The 695-nt window shown below is 32.1% G+C and carries 1 protein-coding gene; it reads right to left on the reverse strand.

Translation table 11 applies throughout. From position 1 onward, the window contains the following. Positions 1–482 precede the first annotated feature (482 nt). The coding region (locus tag A5N85_RS13395; RefSeq protein ID WP_072575804.1) for a transposase at positions 483–695 on the reverse strand (213 nt) is incomplete at its 5' end.

Genomic DNA, 695 nt, shown 5'->3' on the forward strand with positions numbered 1-695 from the left:
TCCAAACGCATCGTGGCATGGGGTATAGCTATCAAGAACCTAATTGAAGACCTTTGCAAAAAAAAACAATTTGGTAGTGGTTTGAAAAGTATGCTGGAATTTTATCAAATAATCCAATGGTAGTTAAATATTTAAATATCAATATATTAAAAGAAATATTTTTTGTAAGAGTATGGTTAGCATACTTTTCAAACCACTACTAACAATTTATTTAAAAAATTGGAAATTTTTTCACTAGTCAGCAAAAAAATCATAATTTTTAGGCATTTCTCTCTTAAAATGCTTTTTTGAGGCTGTTTAGCCTCGTATTTCGCCATTTAGGCGCAATATGCCATATGAATTTTGTTCCCGGCTTTGGTTTTTTCTCTATAGCCAACTTCTCAAAAAATACATACAACATTAACTCAATTTATAATTTTAAAACAGTATGTTATCTAAAAGTACTATATGCATTTATGGGAACCTTGCTATATATAGTGCAATCATCTAAAACCCAACCCAATCCAAAGCAGATAAAAGCATAAAGTATCAATACAATCCATCCGCCATTCTTTGCGTATTTGCTTAATCCAAGCCCACATCTTTTCAATGGGATTTAAGTCTGGACTATAAGGGGGTAACCAAACTATTTCATGCCCATGCTCTTCAATGATTGCTTGAATATCACTGCGTTTATGAAAAGCGGCATTGTCCAT

Origin of the sequence: Suttonella ornithocola, assembly GCF_001889065.1 — a bacterium.
Lineage (GTDB): Bacteria > Pseudomonadota > Gammaproteobacteria > Cardiobacteriales > Cardiobacteriaceae > Suttonella_A > Suttonella_A ornithocola.